General features: G+C 55.2%; 18 protein-coding genes and 1 tRNA gene. 15 read left to right on the top strand and 4 right to left on the bottom strand.

The features are described 5' to 3' along the window. The first annotated feature begins 77 nt into the window (after positions 1 to 77). The 3 genes from acnD to prpD all read left to right on the top strand — a co-directional run bounded on the left by acnD (position 78) and on the right by prpD (position 5,624). Entirely contained in the window at positions 78 to 2,669 is a 2,592-nt protein-coding gene (acnD, locus tag ACZRJQ_RS05510) for a Fe/S-dependent 2-methylisocitrate dehydratase AcnD (RefSeq protein WP_463977377.1), read from the top strand. A 98-nt stretch (positions 2,670 to 2,767) separates the two neighbouring features. After that, positions 2,768 to 3,958, top strand: coding sequence for a 2-methylaconitate cis-trans isomerase PrpF (prpF, locus tag ACZRJQ_RS05505; protein ID WP_463977376.1), 1,191 nt, complete (start codon positions 2,768 to 2,770; stop codon positions 3,956 to 3,958). A 181-nt stretch (positions 3,959 to 4,139) separates the two neighbouring features. Beyond that, on the top strand, positions 4,140 to 5,624 hold the full coding sequence (gene prpD / locus ACZRJQ_RS05500; protein ID WP_463977375.1) for a 2-methylcitrate dehydratase: 1,485 nt from the start codon (positions 4,140 to 4,142) through the stop codon (positions 5,622 to 5,624). A gap of 91 nt (positions 5,625 to 5,715) precedes the next feature. On the opposite strand, the gene ppsR is transcribed toward prpD, so the two are convergent. Beyond that, positions 5,716 to 6,534 carry a posphoenolpyruvate synthetase regulatory kinase/phosphorylase PpsR gene (ppsR, locus tag ACZRJQ_RS05495; protein WP_463977374.1) on the bottom strand — a complete coding sequence of 273 codons (819 nt, stop codon included), beginning with the start codon at positions 6,532 to 6,534 and terminating at the stop codon, positions 5,716 to 5,718. Between the two features lie 178 nt (positions 6,535 to 6,712). Here ppsR and ppsA point away from each other — a divergent pair, with 178 nt between their 5' ends. From ppsA to ACZRJQ_RS05450, 9 genes are all read left to right on the top strand, one after another. After that, positions 6,713 to 9,088 carry a phosphoenolpyruvate synthase gene (gene ppsA, locus ACZRJQ_RS05490; RefSeq protein ID WP_463977373.1) on the top strand — a complete coding sequence of 792 codons (2,376 nt, stop codon included), beginning with the start codon at positions 6,713 to 6,715 and terminating at the stop codon, positions 9,086 to 9,088. 104 nt (positions 9,089 to 9,192) lie between these two features. Continuing rightward, entirely contained in the window at positions 9,193 to 10,182 is a 990-nt protein-coding gene (locus tag ACZRJQ_RS05485) for an alpha/beta fold hydrolase (RefSeq protein ID WP_463977372.1), read from the top strand. A 190-nt stretch (positions 10,183 to 10,372) separates the two neighbouring features. Continuing rightward, positions 10,373 to 10,864 (top strand): ribonuclease E activity regulator RraA, encoded by a 492-nt coding sequence (rraA, locus tag ACZRJQ_RS05480; protein ID WP_463977371.1) that lies wholly within the window; start codon positions 10,373 to 10,375, stop codon positions 10,862 to 10,864. Between the two features lie 24 nt (positions 10,865 to 10,888). Further along, positions 10,889 to 11,884, top strand: a complete 996-nt coding sequence (locus ACZRJQ_RS05475; protein WP_463977370.1) for a zinc transporter ZntB — start codon at positions 10,889 to 10,891, stop codon at positions 11,882 to 11,884. A 63-nt stretch (positions 11,885 to 11,947) separates the two neighbouring features. Further along, positions 11,948 to 12,193 (top strand): CrfX protein, encoded by a 246-nt coding sequence (locus ACZRJQ_RS05470; protein WP_463977369.1) that lies wholly within the window; start codon positions 11,948 to 11,950, stop codon positions 12,191 to 12,193. Between the two features lie 2 nt (positions 12,194 to 12,195). Further along, the gene (locus ACZRJQ_RS05465; RefSeq protein WP_463977368.1) at positions 12,196 to 13,020 is read left to right on the top strand and encodes a mechanosensitive ion channel family protein; all 825 of its coding nucleotides are present in this window, start codon (positions 12,196 to 12,198) and stop codon (positions 13,018 to 13,020) included. An 89-nt stretch (positions 13,021 to 13,109) separates the two neighbouring features. Beyond that, positions 13,110 to 13,700: an RNA polymerase sigma factor SigX gene (gene sigX / locus ACZRJQ_RS05460; protein ID WP_463977367.1), complete on the top strand. Its 591-nt coding sequence runs from the start codon at positions 13,110 to 13,112 to the stop codon at positions 13,698 to 13,700. Positions 13,701 to 13,806: 106 nt separating this feature from the next. Then, positions 13,807 to 14,784 carry an OmpA family protein gene (locus ACZRJQ_RS05455; RefSeq protein ID WP_463977366.1) on the top strand — a complete coding sequence of 326 codons (978 nt, stop codon included), beginning with the start codon at positions 13,807 to 13,809 and terminating at the stop codon, positions 14,782 to 14,784. A gap of 159 nt (positions 14,785 to 14,943) precedes the next feature. Then, a complete protein-coding gene (locus tag ACZRJQ_RS05450) occupies positions 14,944 to 15,969 on the top strand; it encodes a quinone-dependent dihydroorotate dehydrogenase (RefSeq protein ID WP_463977365.1) in 1,026 nt (341 codons plus the stop codon). A 132-nt stretch (positions 15,970 to 16,101) separates the two neighbouring features. Here ACZRJQ_RS05450 and rmf read toward each other — a convergent pair whose 3' ends face one another. Beyond that, positions 16,102 to 16,317, bottom strand: coding sequence for a ribosome modulation factor (rmf, locus tag ACZRJQ_RS05445; protein ID WP_463977364.1), 216 nt, complete (start codon positions 16,315 to 16,317; stop codon positions 16,102 to 16,104). A 543-nt stretch (positions 16,318 to 16,860) separates the two neighbouring features. Here rmf and rlmKL point away from each other — a divergent pair. Beyond that, a complete protein-coding gene (gene rlmKL / locus ACZRJQ_RS05440; protein ID WP_463977363.1) occupies positions 16,861 to 19,131 on the top strand; it encodes a bifunctional 23S rRNA (guanine(2069)-N(7))-methyltransferase RlmK/23S rRNA (guanine(2445)-N(2))-methyltransferase RlmL in 2,271 nt (756 codons plus the stop codon). A gap of 73 nt (positions 19,132 to 19,204) precedes the next feature. On the opposite strand, the gene dacB is transcribed toward rlmKL, so the two are convergent. Continuing rightward, positions 19,205 to 20,671 carry a D-alanyl-D-alanine carboxypeptidase/D-alanyl-D-alanine endopeptidase gene (gene dacB, locus ACZRJQ_RS05435; protein WP_463977362.1) on the bottom strand — a complete coding sequence of 489 codons (1,467 nt, stop codon included), beginning with the start codon at positions 20,669 to 20,671 and terminating at the stop codon, positions 19,205 to 19,207. A 233-nt stretch (positions 20,672 to 20,904) separates the two neighbouring features. On the opposite strand from dacB, the gene ACZRJQ_RS05430 reads away from it, so the two are divergent. Continuing rightward, on the top strand, positions 20,905 to 21,249 hold the full coding sequence (locus ACZRJQ_RS05430) for a YggL family protein (protein ID WP_463977361.1): 345 nt from the start codon (positions 20,905 to 20,907) through the stop codon (positions 21,247 to 21,249). 240 nt (positions 21,250 to 21,489) lie between these two features. Here ACZRJQ_RS05430 and ACZRJQ_RS05425 read toward each other — a convergent pair whose 3' ends face one another. Further along, positions 21,490 to 22,248, bottom strand: coding sequence for a hypothetical protein (locus ACZRJQ_RS05425; protein WP_463977360.1), 759 nt, complete (start codon positions 22,246 to 22,248; stop codon positions 21,490 to 21,492). Positions 22,249 to 22,606: 358 nt separating this feature from the next. Between ACZRJQ_RS05425 and ACZRJQ_RS05420 the strand changes: the two genes are divergently transcribed. Next, a tRNA-Glu gene (locus ACZRJQ_RS05420) sits at positions 22,607 to 22,682 on the top strand. Positions 22,683 to 22,705: the final 23 nt, after the last annotated feature.

The following is a 22,705-nucleotide window of genomic DNA, read 5'->3' as shown; positions in this document are numbered from 1 at the left end:
CGCGATTTAACAGCTCGCGAGCAAGCACGCTCCTACAGGGGGCATCTTCAGACTTAACCGTGATCGAGTCCCACGCCATGAATACTGAATTTCGCAAAACGCTACCGGGCACCCGGCTGGATTATTTCGACACCCGTGCGGCGGTCGATGCGATCAAGCCCGGTGCTTACGACACACTGCCTTACACCTCCCGCGTACTGGCCGAAAACCTGGTGCGCCGCTGCGACCCTGACACCCTGAATGCTTCGCTGAGCCAACTGATTGAGCGTAAGCGCGACCTGGACTTTCCGTGGTTTCCGGCGCGTGTGGTGTGTCACGACATTTTGGGCCAGACCGCTCTGGTCGATCTCGCCGGTCTGCGTGACGCCATTGCTCTGCAAGGCGGCGACCCGGCCCAAGTTAACCCGGTGGTGCCGACGCAATTGATCGTCGATCACTCGTTGGCCGTGGAGTGCGGTGGTTACGATCCCGAGGCGTTTGAAAAGAACCGTGCCATCGAAGACCGCCGCAACGAAGACCGTTTCCACTTTATTGAGTGGACTAAAAAAGCCTTCAAAAACGTCGATGTGATCCCGCCTGGCAACGGCATCATGCACCAGATCAACCTGGAGAAAATGTCGCCAGTGATCCAGGTGCGTGATGGCGTGGCGTTCCCGGACACTTGCGTAGGCACTGACAGCCATACGCCGCATGTCGACTCTCTGGGGGTTATCGCCATTGGTGTGGGCGGTCTTGAGGCTGAAAGTGTGATGCTTGGTCGCGCCTCTTGGATGCGTCTGCCAGAAATCGTTGGCGTTGAGCTGACCGGCAAACTGCAACCGGGCATTACTGCTACCGACATGGTGCTGGCGCTGACCGAGTTTCTGCGTAAACAAAAGGTTGTGGGTGCATGGCTGGAGTTCTTCGGTGAAGGGGCTGCGGCACTGACGCTGGGCGACCGCGCCACTATCTCCAACATGGCTCCGGAATACGGCGCCACGGCTGCGATGTTTTACATCGACCAGCAAACCATTGATTACCTCAAGCTCACGGGCCGTGAAGACCAGCAAGTGCAGTTGGTCGAGAGTTACGCCAAGCTCACGGGTCTGTGGGGCGACAGCCTCAAGGGTGCGCAGTACGAGCGCAGCCTGAGCTTTGATTTGTCGTCTGTGGTGCGCAACATGGCAGGCCCGAGCAACCCGCACGCCCGCGTCGCGACCTCTGATTTGGCTGCCAAAGGCATTGCTGGGCAGTGGGATGACGTGCCAGGGCAAATGCCGGATGGCGCCGTGATTATTGCCGCCATCACCAGTTGCACCAACACCAGTAACCCGCGCAACGTGATCGCGGCCGGTTTGATTGCGCGTAACGCCAACAAGCTGGGTTTGACGCGTAAACCTTGGGTTAAATCGTCGCTGGCACCGGGCTCTAAAACCGTTGCGCTGTACTTGGATGAGGCCGGTCTGACCGACGAGCTGGAGCAATTGGGTTTTGGTGTTGTGGCCTTTGCCTGCACCACGTGTAACGGCATGTCCGGTGCGCTGGACCCGAAAATCCAACAGGAAATCATCGACCGCGACCTGTACGCGACGGCCGTGTTGTCGGGTAACCGCAACTTTGACGGGCGCATTCACCCGTATGCCAAACAGGCCTTCCTGGCTTCGCCGCCGCTGGTGGTGGCCTACGCGATTGCGGGCACTATTCGTTTTGATATCGAAAAAGACGTGCTGGGGCTCGATGCCAATGGCAACGAGATCCGCCTGAAAGACATCTGGCCGAGCGACGAAGAAATCGACGCCGTGGTCAAGGCGTCGGTTAAGCCGGAGCAGTTCCGAAAGGTCTACATCCCGATGTTCGCGATTCACGAAGACACCGGCCCTAAAGTTGAGCCGCTGTACGACTGGCGCCCACAAAGCACCTACATTCGTCGCCCGCCGTATTGGGAAGGCGCATTGGCTGGCGCGCGTCCGCTCAAGGGCATGCGCCCGCTGGCGGTGCTGCCAGACAACATCACCACTGACCACTTGTCGCCGTCCAACGCGATCATGCTCGACAGTGCCGCCGGCGAGTACCTGGCCAAAATGGGCCTGCCGGAAGTCGACTTCAACTCCTACGCAACCCACCGTGGCGATCACCTGACCGCCCAACGTGCAACCTTTGCTAACCCGAAACTGTTCAATGAAATGGTGATCGAGGACGGCAAGGTCAAGCAGGGCTCGCTGACCCGCCTTGAGCCAGAAGGCAAAGTGATGCGCATGTGGGAAGCGATTGAAACCTACATGGATCGTAAACAGCCGCTGATCATCATTGCGGGTGCGGACTATGGTCAGGGCTCGTCCCGTGACTGGGCTGCCAAGGGCGTGCGTCTGGCCGGTGTTGAGGCGATCGCCGCTGAAGGTTTTGAGCGGATTCACCGTACTAACCTGGTGGGCATGGGGGTGTTGCCGCTGGAGTTTATGCCGGGCACAAACCGTAAAACCCTACAGATCGACGGTAGCGAAACTTACGACGTGATTGGCGAGCGTACGCCACGCGCAACGTTGACGCTGGTGATCACCCGTAAAAATGGTGAGCGCGTTGAGGTGCCGGTGACCTGCCGCCTTGATACCGCTGAAGAAGTGTCGATCTACGAAGCGGGCGGCGTGTTGCAACGCTTTGCTCAAGACTTCCTGGAATCGGCCACCGCCTAAATACCTGATGGGAGCTGCTGAAGGCCGCGATCTTTTGAGACTCACAAACTGATCGCGGCCGCTGACCCCTCCCACGACACGCTTAAGGACTGTATTAAATGGCCCACGCAGCGCAAATCAAAATTCCCGCCACTTATATGCGTGGCGGCACCAGTAAAGGCGTGTTTTTTAGCCTGTTGGACTTACCCGCTCTGGCTCAAGTGCCGGGTGCGGCCCGCGACGCCCTGTTGCTGCGGGTGATCGGCAGCCCTGACCCGTATGAAAAACAAATCGATGGCATGGGCGCGGCCACTTCCAGCACCAGTAAAACAGTGATCGTGAGCAAGAGTCTGCACGCCGATCATGACGTCGACTATCTGTTCGGTCAGGTCTCTATCGACAAGCCGTTTGTAGACTGGAGCGGCAACTGCGGCAACCTGTCTGCGGCGGTGGGTTCGTTTGCGATCAGCAGCGGTCTGGTGGATGCCAGCCGCATTCCGCAAAACGGCACGGCAGTCGTGCGTATCTGGCAAGCCAACATCAGCAAAACCATCATCGCCCATGTACCGATTACCGATGGTGCGGTACAGGAAACGGGTGACTTTGAGCTCGATGGCGTGACTTTTCCAGCCGCAGAAGTTCAGTTGGAATTCCTTAACCCAGCGGCGGATGAAGAGGGCGCAGGCGGCTCGATGTTCCCTACCGGCAAGCTGGTGGATGAGCTTGAAGTGCCGGGGGTTGGCACGTTGAGCGTGACCCTGATTAATGCGGGTATTCCGACGATTTTCGTCAATGCGCGGGACATTGGTTACACCGGCGCCGAGCTACAAAATGACATCAATAGCGACCCTAAAGCGTTGGCGATGTTTGAGACCATTCGCGCTCACGGCGCACTGCGCATGGGCCTGATTGAAAGGCTGGAAGACGCCGCCAAGCGCCAACACACGCCCAAAGTAGCCTTCGTGGCCGCACCCCTTGATTACGTATCGTCCAGCGGTAAGCCAGTGGGCGCCCAAGACGTTGACTTGCTGGTGCGGGCATTGTCGATGGGTAAATTGCATCACGCCATGATGGGCACGGCGGCGGTGGCCATTGGCACGGCGGCTGCTATACCGGGCACATTGGTGAACCTGGCGGCTGGCGGTGAGCTGCGAGATGCGGTGCGTTTTGGCCATCCGTCGGGCACCTTGCGCGTTGGCGCACAAGCGCAGCAAGTTGACGGCGAGTGGACGGTCACCAAAGCCATCATGAGCCGTAGCGCGCGCGTATTGATGGACGGCTGGGTACGCGTGCCGGGTGATTCGTTTTAAACCGGGTTGTCTCTAACCCGCATAGGAGCTGGCGATCTTTTGACGCGTGTTAAACCGCTAAAAGATCGCAGGCCCCGCCAGCTCCTATACGCCATTTAAGTGGGCACTCCAGACCCGCGCAATCAAGATGAACCTGAGGATGGAACACGACACTCACACACCTTTATTGGAGCAGCCTCCCATGAGCGCAAACGTCGACCTCAATAATCGCCCGGACTACGATCAGGTGTTGCAGGACATCGCCGATTACGTCCTGACCTACACCATCACCTCGCCTGAAGCCCTGAACACTGCACGCAATTGCCTGATGGACACACTGGGCTGCGGTCTGCTGGCGTTGCGTTTTCCTGAATGCACCAAACATTTAGGCCCCATCGTGGAGGGCACGGTGGTGCCGTTTGGTGCGCGAGTGCCGGGGACTTCATTCAGGCTCGATCCAGTCAAGGCCGCGTGGGACATCGGCTGCATTGTGCGTTGGTTGGACTACAACGACACGTGGCTGGCGGCAGAGTGGGGCCATCCTTCGGACAATCTGGGCGGTATTTTGGCGGTGGCTGATCACCTGTCACAAAAGCGTGTCGCCAATGGCGAGGCGCCGCTGACGGTACGAGCAGTGCTTGAGGCGATGATCATGGCCCATGAAATACAGGGCGTGATTGCGCTGCAAAACTCTTTCAATCGTGTGGGGCTGGACCATGTGTTGTTGGTCAAAGTCGCGTCGACGGCGGTGTGCGCCAAGCTGATGGGGGCCAATCGTGAGCAGTTGCTGGCTGCACTGTCCCATGCGTTTGTGGATGGGCACGCGTTGCGCACTTATCGCCATGCACCCAACGCCGGGTCGCGTAAATCGTGGGCGGCGGGTGATGCGTCGAGTCGCGGGGTGCGTTTGGCCGATATTGCGCTGCGTGGGGAGATGGGCATTCCGGGTGTGCTCACAGCGCCGCAATGGGGTTTTTATGATGTGCTGTTCAGTCATACCAACAAGGATTTGGCGCTCAAACCTGAAACTCAGCGTCAGTTCAGCCTGGAGCAGCCTTACGGCACCTATGTGATGGAAAACGTGCTATTCAAAATCAGCTTTCCGGCTGAATTTCATGCCCAAACCGCTTGCGAAGCAGCCGTCACTTTGCACCCGCAGGTGAAGGATCGTTTGCACGAGATCGAGAAAATCGTAATTACAACCCACGAATCGGCGATCCGGATTATTTCCAAGCAAGGCAAGCTGGCCAATGCGGCAGATCGCGATCACTGCCTTCAATACATGACTGCCGTGCCGTTGGCGTTTGGCAATTTGGTGGCAGAACAGTACGAAGACGATTTCCATGCGGCGCACCCCATCATTGATGAGTTGCGCGACAAAATGGTGATCGTCGAAGACCCGCGCTACACCCGTGAATATCTGGAGGCCGACAAGCGCTCGATTGCCAACGCCATTCAGGTGTTTTTCAAGGACGGCACCCGCACTGAGCAAGTGGTCGTCGAGTACCCCATTGGCCATCGTCGTCGCCGCGCCGAAGGCATTCCATTGCTGGAAGACAAATTTAAGGCCAATTTGGCGACGCGATTTGTGGGGCAACGTTGTGCCGAAATTTTCGAGCTGTGCAAAGACCAGGCGAAGCTGGAGGCAACGCCGGTTAATAAATTCGTTGATTTGTACGTGATTTAAACGGCTGCACTCCAAGCGTGGGAGCTGCCGAAGGCTGCGATCTTAACGATCAAAAGATCGCAGCCTTCGGCAGCTCCCACGTGTGTTTCAGTTATTTAAATCGGCGCTCAACGCCTTTTTCGACCAGGATCTTGGCGGAGATTTCTTCCACCGAAAAGTGCGTGGAATTGATGTGAGGGATGTTTTCACGCTTGAACAGGTTTTCAACTTCGCGCACTTCAAATTCGCATTGGGCAAAACTGGAGTAGCGGCTGTTGGGCTTGCGCTCGTTACGGATAGCGGTCAGGCGATCAGGGTCGATGGTCAGGCCAAATAGCTTGTGTTTGTGCTGGCGCAGGGCCGCGGGCAGTTTCAGGCTTTCCATGTCGTCTTCGGTCAGTGGGTAGTTAGCCGCGCGAATACCGAATTGCATCGCCATATATAAACAGGTTGGCGTTTTGCCACAGCGCGATACGCCCACCAGAATCAAGTCGGCTTTGTCGTATTTGTGAGTACGAGCGCCGTCATCGTTATCGAGGGCAAAGTTCACCGCCTCGATACGCTCCATGTAGTTGGAGTTATGGCCAATGGAATGGGACTTGCCCACGGAGTAGGACGAGTGTTCAGCCAGCTCTTGCTCCAGCGGGGCCAGGAAGCTAGAGAAGATGTCGATCATAAAACCGTTGGAGGTGGCCAAGATCTCGCGAATGTCCTGATTAACAATGGTGTCGAAAATAATCGGACGAACGCCGTCTTTTTCAGCGGCGTTATTGATTTGTTGTACCATTGCCAGCGCTTTTTCCACGCTGTCTATATAAGGGCGTGTGAATTTGCTGAAGGTCACATTTTCGAATTGTGCCAACAAACTTTGGCCGAGGGTTTCGGCGGTGATGCCGGTGCCATCGGAGATAAAGAAAGCAGATCGTTTCATTTGCGCCTTGGGCCTTAAGCTGGTGACGATTCTTGGATATGATAGGCGCGATTTTGTCGCCCTGAATGGCAGGCAGTTTCACTTATTTTCCAGGTCCAGGCCACAATCGCTGTGATGCCCCCCTTGATGAGCATTCAGCGCCCTGAGCTTTTCCAACACAGTTAGTGGAGAGATCACCTTGGTAGAGTACGTAGTTTCCCTCGATAAGCTCGGCGTCCATGATGTAGAGCATGTGGGGGGCAAGAACGCATCCCTCGGCGAGATGATCAGTAATCTTGCAGGCGCTGGTGTTTCGGTTCCCGGTGGTTTTGCCACCACGTCCCAGGCATACCGTGATTTTCTTGAGCTGAGCGGCTTGAACGACCAGATCCATGCGGCGCTCGATGCGCTGGATGTTGATGACGTTAACGCCTTGGCCAAGACTGGCGCCCAGATCCGTCAATGGATCATGGAAGCCGAGTTCCCTGAGAAGCTCAACGCTGAAATTCGTACCGCTTTCGCGACCTTGTCTCAGGGCAACCCGGACATGGCCGTTGCGGTGCGCTCTTCAGCTACCGCTGAAGACTTGCCGGACGCCTCTTTTGCGGGCCAGCAAGAAACCTTCCTGAACATTCGTGGCGTTGAAAACGTGATTCGTGCGGCCAAGGAAGTGTTTGCTTCCCTGTTCAACGATCGTGCGATTTCTTACCGTGTGCACCAGGGCTTCGATCACAAACTGGTTGCCTTGTCGGCAGGCGTGCAGCGTATGGTGCGTTCCGAAACCGGCACCGCTGGCGTGATGTTTACCCTCGACACCGAGTCGGGCTTTCGTGATGTTGTGTTCATCACGGGTGCTTACGGTTTGGGCGAGACCGTTGTACAGGGCGCGGTCAACCCGGACGAATTTTACGTTCACAAGCAAACGCTGGAGGCGGGTCGCCCAGCGATTCTGCGCCGCAACTTGGGCAGCAAAGCCATCAAGATGATCTACGGCGACGAAGCCAAGGCCGGTAAGTCGGTCAAGGTGATCGACGTTGAAAAGGCTGATCGTTCGCGCTTCTGCCTGACCGATGCTGAAGTCAGCGAGTTGGCCAAGCAGGCGATGATCATCGAGAAGCACTACAAGTGCCCGATGGACATCGAATGGGCCAAAGACGGCGACGACGGCAAGCTTTACATCGTTCAGGCCCGCCCTGAAACGGTCAAAAGTCGCACCCAGGCCAATGTCATGGAGCGCTACCTGTTGAAAGAAACCGGCACGGTGCTGGTTGAAGGTCGCGCCATCGGCCAGCGCATCGGCGCCGGTAAAGTGCGGATTATCAAGGACGTGTCCGAGATGGACAAAGTCCAGCCGGGCGACGTGCTGGTGTCGGACATGACCGACCCGGACTGGGAACCGGTAATGAAGCGCGCCAGCGCTATCGTCACCAACCGTGGCGGGCGTACTTGCCACGCGGCGATCATCGCGCGTGAACTGGGTATTCCGGCTGTAGTGGGTTGTGGCAATGCGACCCAACTGTTGAAAGACGGTCAGGGCGTGACGGTGTCCTGTGCTGAAGGCGACACGGGCTTCATCTTCGAAGGCGAGCTGGGCTTCGATATCAAAAAGAACTCCGTTGATGCCATGCCGGAGCTGCCTTTCAAAATCATGATGAACGTGGGTAACCCGGATCGTGCGTTTGATTTCGCGCAGTTGCCGAACGCTGGTGTGGGCTTGGCCCGACTGGAATTCATCATCAACCGCATGATCGGCGTGCACCCTAAAGCGCTGCTGAACTACGATGGCTTGCCACAGGAAATCAAGGACAGCGTCGACAAACGTATTGCTGGCTACGACGATCCAGTGGGCTTCTACGTTGAGAAGCTGGTTGAAGGCATCAGCACCTTGGCTGCTGCGTTCACACCGAAAAAAGTGATCGTGCGTCTGTCGGACTTCAAGTCCAACGAATACGCCAACCTGATCGGCGGCAAGCTGTACGAGCCGGAAGAAGAAAACCCGATGCTGGGCTTCCGTGGTGCTTCGCGTTACATCAGCGAAAACTTCCGCGATTGCTTCGAGCTGGAATGCCGCGCCCTTAAGCGTGTACGCAATGAGATGGGTTTGACCAACGTTGAAATCATGGTGCCGTTCGTGCGCACGTTGGGTGAAGCGAGCCAGGTGATCGACTTGCTGGCTGAAAACGGCCTCAAGCGTGGCGAAAATGGCCTGCGCATCATCATGATGTGTGAGTTGCCGTCCAACGCGATTCTGGCGGATGAATTCCTTGAGTTCTTCGACGGTTTCTCCATCGGCTCCAACGACCTGACTCAGCTGACGCTGGGTCTGGACCGTGACTCGGGTGTGATCGCTCACTTGTTCGACGAGCGTAACCCTGCGGTTAAAAAGCTGCTGTCCAACGCCATCCAGGCCTGTAACAAGGCGGGTAAATACATTGGTATTTGTGGCCAGGGGCCATCCGATCACCCGGATCTGGCACTCTGGCTGATGGAACAAGGCATTGAGAGCGTGTCGTTGAACCCGGATACCGTACTGGAAACCTGGTTTTTCCTGGCAGAAGGTCAAGCTCAGGCTTGAGTCGTTGAGAGAAGGGCGGGCAGCTAATCAGCTGCTCTGCTCTTTATAAGCAGTGGTAGGGCGAATTCCTTCTGTGGAGTCGCCCTTTTTTGTGCAAGAGCATTATGCAAAGCAGCAGTCATCTTTTTCCCGTTGCCCTGATCAGCGCTGAGCGTCGGGGTGATCTGAGCGAAGACGTTTATCGCTTGAAACCTGCTAACAGCCCGGATATTTCGGTGGAGTTAGCCGTGACGCGGCTGGGGCTGGCCGATGCCGGTGTGGCGAGTGGTGTGCCGGTCATTTTGCTGCATGGCAGTTTTTCCAATCGGCGTTTTTGGTACTCGCCCACAGGCGTGGGGCTGGGCGCCTTTTTGGCCCGTGCCGGGTTTGATGTGTGGTTGCCGGAGATGCGTGGGCATGGCCTGTCTGTGCGTAATCAGCACTGGCAAAAAAATCGTGTGGCGGACTACGCGCGCTACGATTTGCCCGCAATTGCTGCCTTTGTGCGTGAGCAAACCGGGCAAATCCCGCACTGGATCGGACACTCCCAAGGCGGTATCAGTTTGGCGGCAGCGCTGGGCGGTCAGTATCTGGGTGCTCCAGCTGTGGCGTCGGCAGCTTTTTTTGGCTGTCAGGTAAATCGCCGTTATTGGCCGTTGAAAATTCCACCGGTGGAGTGGGGTGCTTACCTTTTATTGAGGCGTTTTGCTCAGCTTTCGGGCTCGCAGCTTAAGCGTGGCCCAGAAGACGAACCCGTCAGCATTGCTCTGGAAACCCTGCGCTGGAATGGTTTTTTGGGGCGTTTTAAAGATTCTGAGCGTGATTGGTGGGCGGGTTTGGCCGAGGTGCAGTTGCCGATTTTAGCCGTGGCTGGTGCAGGCGATAAGCAAACACCGGAGTGGGCGTGTCGCAAGCTGTATGACCAGTTGGGTTCTGAGCAGCGGCAGTTTATTTGTTTGGGGCGTGAACAGGGCTTCAGCGCTGATTTTGATCATGTCGACATGCTGGCAAGCCAAGCCGCTCAATTGGAAGTGTGGCCGTTGGTGGCCAAGTGGCTTACTGATCAAGCTGAACCTGTGCTGAAAGTTGAGCCGCAAATGGCCTGCGCTTTGTAGTTCGGGGTTTCCGATAGACAAAGGTAACGGCTAAGATGTGACGCGCTGAGCAAATCCAGTCATTTTTTGTGGCTTGATTCGTTCTGTGTTTGCAATCTGCGATGTTAAAGCCAACCTTCGCCATTGCGTCTATATACAGTAGCTCACATGTTTTCTTTCCTGATGCGCCACCTTCTGCAGGAGTTTTTTCATGAATCACTACATCACCCCCGATCTGTGCGATGCCTACCCTGAGCAGGTACAGGTGCTTGAACCTATGTTCAGCAACTTTGGGGGGCGCGATTCCTTTGGTGGCGAGATCGTGACCATCAAGTGTTTTGAAGACAACTCTCGGGTCAAGGAGCAGGCTGAACTCAATGGCACAGGCAAAGTCATGGTGGTTGATGGTGGCGGCTCTCTGCGCCATGCCCTGCTGGGTGACATGATTGCCGAAAAGGCCTCCAAAAATGGTTGGGAAGGGCTGGTGATCTACGGCTGTATCCGTGATGTTGATGTGCTTGCTCAAACCGATTTGGGGGTGCAGGCGCTGGCCAGTCATCCGCTCAAAACAGACCGTCGCGGTGTGGGTGATGTGAATGTGCCGGTGACTTTTGCTGGTGTAACGTTTCGTCCGGGTGAGTTCATTTACGCCGACAACAACGGTGTGATCATCTCGCCGTCTGCTCTGAAAATGCCGGAATAAAGGCATCACCACTAAGGATCACGGATGTTCGAGGAAGACAACGCGCAATGGGGGCTGGTGCATGCACTGGTGCTGGATGGCGAAGGTGGGGCGCGTTCAATTGCTCGCACTGAACTGAATGAACTCCAACTGCAGGCCCACGAAAGCCTGTGGTTGCATTGGGATCGCAGTCATCCGCAAACCCAGAGTTGGTTACGCAGTTCGAGCGGTTTAAGCGAGTTCAGTTGCGACCTGCTGCTCGAAGAAAACACCCGCCCGCGTTTGTTGCCTTTGCCCAATAACGAACTGTTGCTGTTCTTGCGTGGGGTCAACCTTAATCCGGGTGCCGAGCCTGAAGACATGGTGTCGCTGCGCATTTTTGGCAGTGCGCAACGTGTGATTTCGTTGCGCATGCGTCCATTACGCGCCACTGATGAGCTGTTGGGGGAGTTTGAACAGGGCGAAGGGCCGAAAAACCCCGCCGAACTGATCCTCTATCTGGCTCAGCACCTAACCTTGAAGGTTCAGGATTTGATCGGCGAGCTGTCAGAAATCGTCGATGACGAAGAAGATAAAATAGATGCCGACGAACGGTATGCGCCTGAGCATGGCTCTATCTTGCAGATTCGTCGGCGGGCTGCCGGATTGCGTCGTTTTTTGGCGCCGCAGCGGGATATTTTTGGTCAGCTAACACGCACCAAATTGCCGTGGTTTACCGCCGACGATGCCGATTACTGGAACGAACTGAATAACAGCCTCACGCGCTATCTGGAAGAACTTGAGTTGACCCGCGAGCGTGTGGGGCTGGTGCTTGAGGCCGAAGACCGACGTTTGAATGTGCGTATGAGCCGCATTATGTATCGCTTTGGGGTGCTGACCGGGATCTTCCTGCCGATCACCTTTATTACCGGATTATTGGGCATCAATGTCGGGGGCGTTCCGTTCTCCAATGACCCGTATGGCTTTGCCGTCACGTGCGGTGTAATGCTGGTAATTGGTGTTGGGCAGTGGTGGTTTTACCGTCGTTTGCAATGGCTTTGAAGGCCGGTGATGTGACCTGGTTAGAATTGCCCGCGTCTTTCACAGACATACCGAGAGGTGCTTATGCACGATCCGTTTGAACAGTCTTTACGTGAAATGCTCAAGGCAGAGCCGTCCACCCGTGACGACGATGCCTGTCTGGGCCGAGTACTGAAAACCGCTAACCGTCAGGTTGGCGCAGGAGACCTTTTCAGTCTGCTGGGGCGCTGGGTGCAAGCACTGATGATTGCTTTGAACAGCGGTTCGGCTCATATTGCGCCCGTTTCGCGGCGCAAACCTGCTGCTCGCCCTGTTGATAAGGCTGATTGAACATGGAACTTGATCTCTGGACCCAGAGCCTGGTCACGGCAATGACTGCACTGTGGACTAAAATTGCCAACTTCATCCCCAACCTTTTTGGGGCGTTGGTAGTGGTATTGCTGGGCTTCGTGGTTGCCAAACTGCTAGACGCCCTGCTGTCTAAACTGCTTGCCAAGCTTGGGCTGGATCGCTTGATGGGCGGCACCGGCCTTACCAAAATTTTAGGACGTGCCGGGATTCAAGTCCCGATTTCGACCCTGATCGGCAAAATTGTCTACTGGTTTATTCTGCTGATCTTTCTGGTGTCGGCGGCTCAATCCTTGGGGCTTGAGCGCGTTTCGGCCACGCTGGATATTTTCACGCTGTATCTGCCCAAGGTCTTTGGTGCGCTGCTAGTGCTGTTGGTAGGTGTGCTGGTTGCACAACTGCTCAATGGCTTGGTACGTGGCGCTGCCGAGAGTGTGGGTTTTGACTATGCTGGCGGGCTGGGGCGCGTGGCTCAGGGCTTAGTCATCATCATCAGTATTTCGGTGGCGATCAGTCAGTTGGAGGTTAAAACTGACCTTCTTAACCACGTCATTGTCATTGTATTGATTACCGTTGGTCTGGCTGTGGCGTTGGCTATGGGCCTGGGCAGTCGGCAAATTGCGGGGCAGATTCTTGCGGGAATTTACGTGCGTGAGCTGTATCAGGTTGGGCAAGAAGTGCGTGTAGGCGAGGTAGAAGGGCAGATCGAAGAGATCGGCACGGTTAAAACCACGTTGCTGACCGAGGAGGGTGAGCTAGTCTCCATCTCCAATCGGGTCTTGCTGGAACAGCACGTGACCAGCCGCTGATGCGGTAAACCCTGCTAATGTATGCCGCCGCAAAAGGCCAGTAACTTGGGCTGCGGCGGACATTGACCTGACTGTCGGCACGACTTGTTTTGAATAAAACCCAATCGCTATCCATGCGCTATGATCCCCGCGAGCTCTCTGATGAGGAGTTGGTGGCGCGCGCGCATGATGAGTTATTCCACGTGACGCGCGCCTACGAAGAGTTGATGCGCCGGTATCAGCGAACGCTGTTTAACGTGTGTTCGCGATATTTAGGGAACGATCGCGATGCTGACGATGTCTGTCAGGAAGTGATGCTTAAGGTGTTGTACGGCTTGAAGAATTTCGAAGGCAAATCGAAATTCAAAACATGGCTCTACAGCATCACTTACAACGAGTGCATTACGCAGTATCGAAAAGAACGACGAAAGCGTCGCTTGATGGACGCATTAAGTATTGACCCCCTCGAGGAAGCGTCTGAAGAAAAGGCGCCGAAACCTGAGGAAAAGGGCGGACTTGATCGTTGGTTAGTGCATGTGAACCCGATTGATCGGGAGATCCTGGTGCTGCGATTTGTCGCAGAACTGGAATTTCAAGAAATCGCAGACATAATGCATATGGGTTTGAGTGCGACAAAAATGCGGTACAAGCGTGCTCTTGATAAATTACGTGAGAAATTTGCAGGTATTGCTGAAACTTAGTTCAGCGCAAATGGCTCTACGTGTAGGTAAGTTCTGATAGACTTGCCGCCGAGTTGTCCCCCGGTATGTGGGACTGCTTTACAATCACCAGATGGGGATTTAACGGATGAAACTGAAAAACACCTTGGGCATTGCCATTGGTTCCTTTGTAGCCGCAACTTCGTTCGGTGCCCTGGCACAAGGCCAAGGCGCGGTCGAGGGTGAACTGTTCTACAAAAAACAGTACAACGACAGCGTCAAGCACGTAGAAGACGGTTACAACCCAGGCGCATCGATCGGTTACTTCCTGACCGACGACGTTTCGTTGAACCTGACTTACGACAAAACTAATCACACCCGTTCGAACGACGGCACTGGCCATCAGAAAATCAAAGGCGACAACTTTGGTCTGAACGCTCAGTACCACTTCGGCACCGTAGGCGACGCTCTGCGCCCTTACGTTTCCGGTGGTGTTGCTCACAAGAGCATGACCAACGTACGTGAAGACGGCCACAGCGGTCGTGACCAGTCGACTTTCCTGACTGCAGGCGCTGGTGTTAAGTGGTACATCACTGACAACCTGTTCGCTCGTGCAGGCGTTGAAGCTGACTACAAACTGGACAACGGCAAGTGGGACTACGCTCCTACCGTTGGTCTGGGTATGAACTTCGGCGGCAGCGGTGGCAAAGTTGCACCAGCTCCAGTTCCAGCTCCAGCACCAATCGCTGAGCCAGAACCAGAAGCGCCAATCGCTGAAGTTGTTAAGGTTGAACTGGACGTTAAATTCGACTTCGACAAGTCGGTTGTTAAATCCCAGTACATGCCTGACATCAACAACGTTGCTGATTTCATGAAGCAATACCCAGCTACCAACACTACTGTTGCCGGTTATACCGACAGCGTTGGTACTGATGCTTACAACCAGAAACTGTCCCAGCGTCGTGCTGACGCAGTTCGTGCAGCTCTGGTTAACCAAGGCATCGAAGCTGGTCGTGTAGACTCTGTTGGTTATGGCAAATCTAACCCAGTGGCTACCAACGCAACAGCTGAAGGCCGTGCTCTGAACCGTCGCGTAGAAGCTACCGTTCAAGCTCAAGCTAATTAATTTTTAGCTAGGCTGCTCAGAAAAACCCGGCCTCGGCCGGGTTTTTCTTTGCCTGCGTTTTAACAATGGCTACACAGGTGCGCGACTGGTCCTCGCGTGTGCGACGGATGCCCGGCTATAATCGCGTACTTTTCACCCGCCTTCGAGTTCAATCAGCCCATGTATAACCTGGCCCGCCAGCTGCTTTTCAAACTCTCTCCAGAAACCTCTCACGATCTGTCTTTAGATCTGATTGGTGCCGGTGGTCGTCTGGGGCTCAATGGTTTGTTATGCAAGGCGCCCGCCAAAGTGCCTGTAACTGTCATGGGGCTGGAATTTCCAAACCCAGTCGGTTTGGCGGCAGGGCTGGATAAAAACGGCGCAGCCATTGATGGTTTTGCTCAGTTAGGCTTCGGTTTTGTTGAAATCGGTACAGTCACGCCGCGCCCTCAGCCTGGTAACCCAAAGCCTCGAATTTTCCGATTGCCTGAAGCGCAGGCCATCATCAACCGCATGGGGTTTAACAACCTTGGGGTTGATCACTTGCTGACCCGCGTTCAGGCGGCCAAATATTCCGGCATTTTGGGGATCAATATCGGTAAAAATTTCGACACGCCCGTTGAGCGTGCGGTCGACGATTACCTGATCTGCCTGGACAAAGTGTATAACCACGCCAGCTACGTCACTGTGAACGTTAGCTCGCCCAATACACCGGGCCTGCGCAGTCTGCAATTTGGGGATTCGCTCAAGCAGTTGCTAGAAGCCCTACAGGTTCGTCAGAACGAACTGACGCAGCGTCACGGTAAGCATGTGCCTCTGGCGATCAAAATTGCACCGGACATGACAGACGAAGAAACCGTTCTTGTGGCTCAGGCGCTGCTGGAAACGGGTATGGATGCAGTGATTGCAACCAACACCACGTTGAGTCGTGTAGGTGTTGAAGGTCTGGCCCATGGCGATGAAGCCGGTGGGCTGTCAGGCGCGCCAGTGCGAGAAAAAAGCACCCACACGGTCAAGGTGTTGGCTGCTGAATTGGCGGGGCGTTTACCGATTATTGCGGCTGGCGGGATTACAGAAGGCAAGCATGCGGCCGAGAAAATCGCTGCGGGTGCAAGTTTGGTACAGATTTACTCTGGGTTTATCTACAAAGGCCCGGCACTGATTCGTGAGTCGGTAGACGCTATTTCTGCATTGCCGCGTCGCTAACTCACCTGTTTAGTCAGGCCCAAATAAAAAGGGCTCCAATTAGGAGCCCTTGGGCCGAAGCCCGCCGTCCGGATAGAGCGGCAAGGTTTTAAGTTGTTGCGTTTTCGAGGTGATGTCGGAGTGTGCCCAGAGTTAGCCGACGGCGTGAAGTTCGTTGAGTCTGTGGATGCCCGCAGTGCCAGTCATACCGTCCCAGTTGTCGCCGCGTCCTTCTCGCCAGCCGTTAATCCAGGCTTGGCGTACCGACGGTAGAGTAAATGGGCAAAGCTCGCGGGATTTTCCGCTCACGCCATATTGGTATCCGCGTAAAAAAGCTTTTTCCAACGGATCACGCTTAAGTCTTCTCATAGGGTGTTGCCCTCACTTGTTGACTGTTTTATATCGCGTCGACCTGCTTGTCAGGTCGGGGCAGAATGCTTCTGCCGTTGGTGCTCGCTGCCGGCGTGGCGAGCATCTTCGTTGTCGCCTGTGCGGCAACAACCTGAGTTGAGTTCTAACCAATGCACCGGTAGGTGTGAATGATCGTTTTGTCATAAGGACGTAACGATAATGGTGTTAAGGCCATAAGCAGGCCAATTCAAATGCTGTCGAATATGACTTGAGCCACATGGGGCGAGTGTTTGCACGAATGATGCGTTTCATTCTCTGCTGCGAATGCCTGCATGTTTTAGTCGGGTACTATTCGACGAAGGGTCTGAATATAACCAATTGTTTCTAAATGAATGACCTGCCTCAGCGTCTAAACTCTTCATGCCACAAGGCATGGGCAGTCGCCGAGGTGGAACGGCACAGTTTCGTGCCACACGAGCGCTCTTCAAGAAAAGCGCTTGATTGAAAACGGAGCAGGCAATGCGTTGCCTGTTCACTGATAGCTAAAGGCTCTGGAATCCCATGTCGGATCGTTACGAACTCTTCCTTACTTGCCCAAAAGGCCTTGAAGGCTTACTCCTTGAGGAGGCCGTTGGGCTTGGCCTTGAGGAAGCTCGCGAGCACACCTCGGCCATTCGCGGCACTGCGAGCATGGAAACCGCCTACCGCCTGTGCCTGTGGTCACGTTTGGCCAACCGCGTGTTATTGGTGCTTAAGCGCTTCCCGATGAAAGACGCTGAAGACCTGTACCACGGCGTGCTGGACGTTGAATGGCACGACCATATGGTGCCGGACGGCACTTTGGCTGTTGAATTCAGTGGCCACGGTTCGGGCATTGATAACACCCACTTCGGCGCGCTGAAGGTCAAGGACGCCATTGTCGACAAGCTGCGCACAGCGTCGGGTGAGCGTCCATCAATCGACAAAATCAGCCCTGATTTGCGCATTCATTTGCGACTGGATCGCGGCGAAGCCATTTTGTCCCTCGACCTGTCTGGCAGCAGCTTGCACCAGCGTGGCTATCGCTTGCAGCAAGGTGCTGCGCCGCTCAAAGAAAACCTCGCTGCCGCCATTCTGATTCGTGCGGGCTGGCCGCGCATGGCCGCCGAAGGCGCAGCGTTGGCTGACCCGATGTGCGGTGTGGGTACGTTCCTGGTAGAAGGCGCAATGATTGCCGCCGACATGGCGCCGAACCTCAATCGTATTCACTGGGGTTTTGATGCTTGGCTGGGCCACGTCCCAGCTATCTGGAAAAAACTACACGAAGAAGCCACCGAGCGCGCTGAAATTGGCATGGCCAAACCGCCTCTGTGGATTCGTGGCTATGAGGCTGATCCGCGCCTGATTCAGCCCGCACGCAACAACATTGAGCGTGCAGGCTTGAGCCACTGGATCAAGATTTACCAAGGCGAAGTCGCGACCTTCGAACCGCGTCCAGACCAGAATCAAACAGGCTTGGTCATCTGTAACCCGCCGTACGGCGAGCGTTTGGGTGATGAGGCGAGCTTGCTTTACCTCTACCAGAACCTTGGCGAGCGCCTGCGTCAAGCTTGCTTGAACTGGGAAGCGGCGGTATTTACTGGCGCTCCGGATCTAGGCAAGCGCATGGGCATTCGCAGCCACAAACAGTATTCGTTCTGGAACGGCGCACTGCCGTGCAAACTGCTGCTGATCAAGGTCGTGCCAGATCAGTTCGTCACTGGCGAGCGTCGTACCCCGGAGCAGCGTCAGGCTGAGCGTGAGCAAGCTCAAGCCGATTTGCCTTCGAACATTGAAGCGCCGGGCAAGTACGAGAAGTTCAACAAAAACGGTAACCCGATCAAGCCAGTGCCGGTTGTGATTGAGCAGCCTCGTTTGAGCGAAGGGGGGCAGATGTTTGCCAACCGTTTGCAAAAAAACCTCAAGGCGCTGGGCAAGTGGGTCAAGCGGGAAGGTATCGACTGCTACCGCGTTTATGATGCCGACATGCCGGAATACTCCATGGCAATCGACCTGTATCACGACTGGGTTCACGTGCAAGAGTACGCGGCGCCCAAGTCGATTGATCCCGAAAAAGCCTCTGCCCGTATGTTTGATGCGTTAGCGGCTATTCCGCAGGCATTGAACATCGACAAGAGCCGGGTCATCGTCAAGCGCCGTGAGCGTCAGAGCGGCACCAAGCAGTACGAGCGCCAAAGTGCTCAAGGCAAGTTCACTGAGGTCAATGAAGGCGGGGTCAAGCTGCTGGTGAACCTCACGGACTACCTGGACACAGGTTTGTTTTTGGATCACCGCCCGATGCGCATGCGCATTCAGAAAGAGGCTGCGGGTAAACGCTTCCTCAACCTGTATTGCTACACCGCGACGGCCAGTGTGCATGCTGCCAAGGGTGGTGCTCGGAGCACCACCAGTGTTGATTTGTCCAAAACCTATCTGGATTGGGCGCGTCGAAACCTGTCATTGAACGGTTTTTCGGACAAAAACCGCCTGGAGCAGGGCGATGTGATGGTCTGGCTGGATGCCTGTCGTGAAGAATACGACTTGATCTTTATCGATCCGCCGACCTTCTCTAACTCCAAGCGTATGGAAGGGATCTTCGACGTACAGCGCGACCACGTTCAGTTGCTGGATTTGGCGATGGCGCGTTTGGCGCCGGGTGGCGTGTTGTACTTCTCGAACAACTTCCGCAAGTTCATCCTCGATGAACATCTGGAGGCGCGTTACGCGGTCGAAGAAATCACGGCCAGCACCATTGATCCGGATTTTGCCCGTAACAGTAAAATCCACCGTGCCTGGAAAATCACTGCCCGTTAAAGGGGAATGATTCAGGTATAAAAAACGCCCCCAACCGCACGGAAGGGGGCGTTTTTTTGGGTGCTGTAAACGCTTATTGGGCGATGGAGATCGCGCTGTTAGCCAATTGCGGCTGGCGATACAAGTCGAGCAGGACTTGGTCCAATACCGCAGACGCCCCCCACGGACGCGGGTCATTCAAAATCGCGACCACGGCCCAAGTGTTGCCATTGCTGTCGCGACTAAAGCCTGCAATAGCGCGCACGGTGTTGAGGGTGCCGGTTTTGATGTGTGCCTGGCCGTTCATGGCGGTGGTTTTCAGGCGTTTGCGCATGGTGCCGTCTTTGCCAGCAATTGGCATGGAGCTGATGAACTCGGCGGCATAGGGGCTTTTCCAGGCGGCTTGCAGCAGTTGGGCCATTTCGCGGGCACTGACGCGTTCTGCACGCGACAGGCCTGAGCCGTTTTCCATCACCAGATGCGGGGCAGTGATGCCTTTTTTTGCCAGCCACTGGCGTATGACGCGTTGTGCGGCTTTGGCATCGTCCCCGTCAGCGTCGGTGCGCAACTGCGCGCCCAAACTCAGGAACAGCTGTTGAGCCATGGTGTTGTTGCTGTACTTGTTGATGTCGCGAATGATCTCTGCCAAGTCAGGAGAGAATGCGCGGGCAAGCACTTTTGCGTTCTTTGGGACGGCGCCCTGACGATCCTGACCCTGTATGCTGCCACCCAGCTCTTTCCAGATAGCGCGAACGGCGCCTGCGGTGTAGGTTGCGTGGTCGAGCAGGGACAGATAAGTCTGAGAGTTGCAGCCATCGCCCAATTGGCCGTTAACCGTCACGACAACACTGCCGTCGGCTTGCGGGACGGGGTTGTAGCGCACGTCGCCCGCGCATTGCTTGGTGTTGACAGCTTTGACCTGATTGTCGACTCGGATGCTGGCAATCGGCGGCTCGACTGAAATCAGAACCTTGCCCGCATCATTACGTGCGACAAAGCGCAGAGCCTTGAGATTGACCATCAGCGAATCAGGCTTCACCAAGAATGGTTTGTTTTTGTCGTTGCCGTCGTCATCGAAGGCAGGCAGTTGCGGTTGGTCAAAAAAACCGCGATCCAGTATTAAATCGCCAGTTACCTGTTGCACACCATTGGCTCGCAAGTCGCGCATCAACAGCCAGAGTTTTTCCATGTTCAGCTTGGGGTCGCCGCCGCCCTTGAGGTACAGGTTGCCCTGCAAAATGCCGTTGTTCAGGGTGCCGTCAGTGTAGAACTCGGTTTTCCACTGGTGAGTCGGGCCGAGCATTTCCAGTGCGGCATAAGTGGTCACCAGCTTCATGGTCGAGGCCGGGTTCACAGAGACATCAGCATTGAAGACGGTAGGCGTGCCAGGGCCGCTCAGAGGCAGCATGACGAGCGACAACGCGTCGTTTTGCAGTTTGTTGGTTTTGAGCGCTTGCTGAACTTTGGGTGAAAGGCTGGTATTGACCGGCGCGGCGTGGGTCTGGAAGGCGAGCGGCAACATAAGGCCGGCCAGAAGCAGTGGTCGTAAAGATTTGATCATATGAAGTAAAACCCTGCAGGCGAGGGAGGAAAATACGAGGGCATGATGAAAAGTTCCCTCAATGGTCATAAAAGTGTTGGCATTATGCCCCAAGGTCACAGGGCTTGTGCATCAGCCTGATACACACGGGTGTGTATTAAATGTAGAAAACGATGAGCCGTCCACACGGAGCCGGGCATTCGTGGCCCTAAGCTGGTAAAGTGCCGCCCGTAATTACTTATGAGGATTGTTCAATGGCTACTAATCGTTCCCAGCGTCTGCGCAAAAAACTGTGCGTTGATGAATTTCAGGAACTGGGTTTTGAGCTGAACCTGGATTTCAAAGAAGACCTGTCGGAAGAAGCTATCGATGCTTTCCTCGAAGCGTTTTTGAAAGAAGCCATGGAAGCGAACGGCCTGGGCTATGTGGGCGGCGATGACTACGGTCTGGTTTGCCTGAGTAAGCGTGGTTCGGTCAGCGAAGAGCAGCGTGCCGCTGTTGAAGCTTGGCTCAAAGCTCGTCCAGAACTGACCAGCGTTGAAGCTAGCCCGCTGATTGATGTCTGGTACCCGGAAAAGCCAATCAATCCGGTAGCCTGATGTCAGGCATGAAGGCAGCCTGTGCGGTTGCCTTCATGTTTTTTACTGCTGAAACCCTTCGCCCGTTCTGGGTAGGTGTACAACACCCTTTAATGACGTCTGCCCACACAGTTTTGTGTGATTGCGCGTGGGCGTCAGGTTTTGTGATGTAGGCGCGTGTTGCACTCAAGACTCGGCGCATACAAAAACGGACGAGGGTTAGCTCGTCCGTTTTGTGTTCGGCAATTAAAGGTATGCCGATCAGTCGTAGATGACCTTCTTCTTCCAGTCAGATTCCGTCTCGTCGGTTTTAAGGCCTTCGGTCAGTTCATTGACCTCGTCTTTTGCTGGCTCAAGGTTGCTCAGCACCATCGCGTTAGCGCGAACCAATTGGGCTTCAAAGGTTTTAAGGTGCTCGCTGTACAGTGCTGGCTCAGGTTGCTTGCGCAGGTACTGAACACCGCGTTCGTAAGCAAGGCGCGCTTGGCCCGGCTGATTTTGCTGCATGGCGAGCTGGCCCAAGTTGTTGAAAAACTCGATATGCAGCACGACCAGCAAGTGACGGATTTCTTTAATCCACTGCTTGGCTTCGGTGGTGGGCAAAAAGCCGTCTTGCACAGCGCGGGTAATTTGGCCGTGCAGTGTTTCGAGCAAAAAGCGCACGTCTTTGGCTTTGGCTTCGGTGAGGATGGGGCCGGGCGGGTTATTAACCGGGATGGACTCGCCCTGACCGACAAGGCCGCTGAGTTCAGCAACTCGGGCTTTGATCGCAGAGTCGTGTTTTTTCAGGTGCAACAAGCGTTGAGTCGCGTTGAGCTCAAGGCGGGTCAACAAATGCTTTAGGCCAGGTGACATCAGTTGGCCAGGGAAGGTCTCGTTCACTTCGCTGCAGCGGCGAATGCGGTCAGTCAGCTCGACCATCAGACGCGCTTTTTCCAGCTTGTTGTTTTCCACCACATGGTTCATGTAACCGATGGCGATCAATAAGACGATCCCGGCTACTACAAGCAGGGTGATCATGGATGGTGTCAACGTTAAAACCTCTTCAGGGTGGTGATTGGGCTTGGACTAGGACTTGGAGTGTCTAAACGGTCTTGGTCGGGCGGTCTCACTTCTATATAGGTCATTGAGCGTCTGGCAGATACGCATAGTGCCACTATTGAACGATGCCAACTATAACGTCTTGCAAGATGGCGGAATATAGGCGTCAGGAGTTGGGCGCCAGACGGCGGGGTAAACGGGCGCTCAGGAGGGGAAGTCATTGATTTCAATATATTTTCATATTGGGGTTGACGACTTCCCAAACCATCCCTAGAATGCGCGCCAATTGCAGCGTAAAGCACACAGCAAAACGCAGTAACCAGTGAAGTTGTAGCGTGTCCCCTTCGTCTAGTGGCCTAGGACACCGCCCTTTCACGGCGGTAACAGGGGTTCGAGTCCCCTAGGGGACGCCATTATTGCGGGAATAGCTCAGTTG

This window comes from Pseudomonas sp. E315, from assembly GCF_055406205.1.
This window is presented reverse-complemented; position numbering and strand designations above follow the sequence as displayed.

Bases quoted from the DNA above. Each gene is read 5' to 3' on its own strand.
- rmf (WP_463977364.1), bottom strand. From the start codon at position 16,317: ATGAGAAGACTTAAGCGTGATCCGTTGGAAAAAGCTTTTTTACGCGGA.
- ACZRJQ_RS05425 (WP_463977360.1), bottom strand. From the start codon at position 22,248: ATGATCACCCTGCTTGTAGTAGCCGGGATCGTCTTATTGATCGCCATC.
- acnD (WP_463977377.1), top strand. From the start codon at position 78: ATGAATACTGAATTTCGCAAAACGCTACCGGGCACCCGGCTGGATTAT.
- ACZRJQ_RS05450 (WP_463977365.1), top strand. From the start codon at position 14,944: ATGTATAACCTGGCCCGCCAGCTGCTTTTCAAACTCTCTCCAGAAACC.
- ACZRJQ_RS05455 (WP_463977366.1), top strand. From the start codon at position 13,807: ATGAAACTGAAAAACACCTTGGGCATTGCCATTGGTTCCTTTGTAGCC.
- ACZRJQ_RS05485 (WP_463977372.1), top strand. From the start codon at position 9,193: ATGCAAAGCAGCAGTCATCTTTTTCCCGTTGCCCTGATCAGCGCTGAG.
- rlmKL (WP_463977363.1), top strand. From the start codon at position 16,861: ATGTCGGATCGTTACGAACTCTTCCTTACTTGCCCAAAAGGCCTTGAA.
- ppsR (WP_463977374.1), bottom strand. From the start codon at position 6,534: ATGAAACGATCTGCTTTCTTTATCTCCGATGGCACCGGCATCACCGCC.
- ACZRJQ_RS05470 (WP_463977369.1), top strand. From the start codon at position 11,948: ATGCACGATCCGTTTGAACAGTCTTTACGTGAAATGCTCAAGGCAGAG.
- prpF (WP_463977376.1), top strand. From the start codon at position 2,768: ATGGCCCACGCAGCGCAAATCAAAATTCCCGCCACTTATATGCGTGGC.
- prpD (WP_463977375.1), top strand. From the start codon at position 4,140: ATGAGCGCAAACGTCGACCTCAATAATCGCCCGGACTACGATCAGGTG.
- ACZRJQ_RS05465 (WP_463977368.1), top strand. From the start codon at position 12,196: ATGGAACTTGATCTCTGGACCCAGAGCCTGGTCACGGCAATGACTGCA.
- rraA (WP_463977371.1), top strand. From the start codon at position 10,373: ATGAATCACTACATCACCCCCGATCTGTGCGATGCCTACCCTGAGCAG.
- dacB (WP_463977362.1), bottom strand. From the start codon at position 20,671: ATGATCAAATCTTTACGACCACTGCTTCTGGCCGGCCTTATGTTGCCG.
- ACZRJQ_RS05430 (WP_463977361.1), top strand. From the start codon at position 20,905: ATGGCTACTAATCGTTCCCAGCGTCTGCGCAAAAAACTGTGCGTTGAT.
- ACZRJQ_RS05475 (WP_463977370.1), top strand. From the start codon at position 10,889: ATGTTCGAGGAAGACAACGCGCAATGGGGGCTGGTGCATGCACTGGTG.